2 protein-coding genes and 1 pseudogene are annotated in these 2,171 nt (G+C 32.0%); 2 read left to right on the plus strand and 1 reads right to left on the minus strand.

Annotated elements, in window-relative coordinates:
• The first annotated feature begins 241 nt into the window (after nt 1-241).
• Nucleotides 242-775: a YceI family protein gene (locus B3J44_RS14125; protein WP_286969031.1), complete on the plus strand. Its 534-nt coding sequence runs from the start codon at nt 242-244 to the stop codon at nt 773-775.
• A gap of 224 nt (nt 776-999) precedes the next feature.
• Here the strand turns inward: B3J44_RS14125 and B3J44_RS14130 are convergent, their stop codons facing one another.
• Nucleotides 1,000-1,863, minus strand: a complete 864-nt coding sequence (locus B3J44_RS14130) for a helix-turn-helix domain-containing protein (protein WP_286969032.1) — start codon at nt 1,861-1,863, stop codon at nt 1,000-1,002.
• Between the two features lie 96 nt (nt 1,864-1,959).
• Here B3J44_RS14130 and B3J44_RS14135 point away from each other — a divergent pair.
• A pseudogene (locus B3J44_RS14135) lies at nt 1,960-2,171 on the plus strand (DUF983 domain-containing protein); the annotation flags it as partial.

Below are 2,171 nucleotides of genomic sequence, written 5' to 3' on the forward strand. Positions count from 1 at the left end.
TTTTTTCGCCACGACTCGAGCGATAGCGAACAGACGTAGCAATTGTTCGAGATAATTTGTATTAAAATTTGTGGCAATTCGTGTAATTCGTGGCAATATTTCTTTTAATCCTTTTAATCTGTGTAATCTGTGGCAAAAACAATCACCTTTTTATTTCTTAATCTAGGTTAAGTGCTCTAGGACAACTCTCACCGTAACTTTGTCCTATCAAAATGAAATTAATTATTTAAAAAATAAAATTATGGCAACTACAAAATGGTCAATTGACCCAACTCACTCAGAAATTGGTTTTAAAGTTAAACACATGATGTTTACAAATGTTTCAGGAAAATTTGGAACTTATGATGCTTCTGCAATCACAGAAGGAGATAGTTTTGATAATGCAGATTTTAGCTTTTCTGCTGATATCGCTTCAGTAGACACTGCAAATGCAGATCGTGACGGACATTTAAGAAGCGGTGATTTCTTTGATGCTGAGAACCATCCAAAATTAACTTTCAAATCTTCTTCTTTCAAAAAAATCAATGATGGTGAATTTGAATTAACTGGAGATTTAAACATCAAAGGTGTTTCTAAAACAGTAAAATTCCCAGTTGAATTTAGCGGAATCATGACTGATCCTTGGGGAAATACAAAAGTAGGTTTAAGTATAGAAGGAAAAATTAATCGTAAAGATTGGGGTTTAAACTGGAACTCAGCTCTTGAAACAGGTGGTGTTTTAGTAGGCGAAGAAGTTCGTTTGAACATTGAATTACAATTTGTAAAACAACCCTAATTAAGCATTCTCGGATTTAATTGGTTGGTTATTGAAGCTCTGCATTTTGCAGGGCTTTTTGTTTGCCATGAATTACACGAATTTCCACATTTTTTTTCTCTCAAAGCCGAAATTTTGCCAGAGATTTAAAGGATTTCCACAGATTAGAAATCAAAATAATCTTTTTAATCTGTGGCTAAAAAATAATTCGTGGAAATTCGTGTAATTAGTGGCTAATAAAAAAATCATCGCACAGTATTTCTAAATTCAGTCGGAGACATTCCTGTTTGTTTTTTGAAGAATCTAGAGAAATACGAGTAATCTTCGTAACCTACCTTAAATGCTACTTCGTTTACCGCTAATTGCTTGTCGATCAGCATTCTTTTTATTTCTAGAATTACTCGATCTGTGATTACTTCTGTAGCTGTTTTTTGAAGGATTTCGTTGCAAATTCTGTTTAAATGTTTCAACGTTATATTTAGCTTGTCTGCATAAAACGATGGCAATTTTTGGGTTCTGAAATATTCTTCTAAAATGGATTCAAATGCATTGATTTTGATATTGTAGGAATGCGCTTGATGCGAATAAGTTTCATTGTATTTTCGAGCGACTTCAATATGAATGCAATCTAACAAGTTCAGCAATTTATCTAATTGATATTTACTATTTTGACTGTTTTCCTGAATCAGCAAATCGAAATATGGAAGGATTTTTGGAATTTCATTTTCTTCAAAAACCATTTCTGGTCGATTATGAATGGAATGATAAAAATTATAATCATTGATCTTTTTCTGTCCGAAATACAAATTATACAATTCCTGAGAAAAGATAATAACAAAACCTTCGATATCTTCAGACAAATTCCAATGATGCATTTGTCCTGGCTGTAGCACAAAAAGGCTTCCTCTTTTGATTTCGAACTGGTCAAAATCGACTTCATGCAATCCAGAACCTTTCGTAAAAAAAACCATTAAATACGAATCATGCCTATGTGGTTCTTCGACAAAACTGTGATTCTTTAAATGTTCTGTAAAAGTATTGACATAAAAATCACGGTGAATATCGTTACAGCTAAAATTCTGAACACTATAAATCGGATATCGTTTCATAAAAAATGTCTTTATTGTGCTATAATAAGCGAAGATATAAAAAAGACTTTTATAAACCTCTGAATTACCTTTGTATAAACAAAAAATAACAAAGTCATGTCAAGCGCATTAACTCATATTTTAAGCAACGAATGTCCTATTTGTCATAAAGGAAAAGTTTTTACAGACAAAAACATTTTCTTTAATTTTGGTTTACCAAAAATGCACGAATACTGCAGTCATTGCAATTATAAATTCCAAAAAGAACCTGGTTATTTCTTTGGAGCAATGTATGTAAACTACGGATTAACAGTCGCTCAAGGAATTGC

The sequence above is a fragment of the Flavobacterium sp. UBA4854 genome (genome assembly GCF_002399805.1).
Lineage (GTDB): Bacteria > Bacteroidota > Bacteroidia > Flavobacteriales > Flavobacteriaceae > Flavobacterium > Flavobacterium ginsengisoli.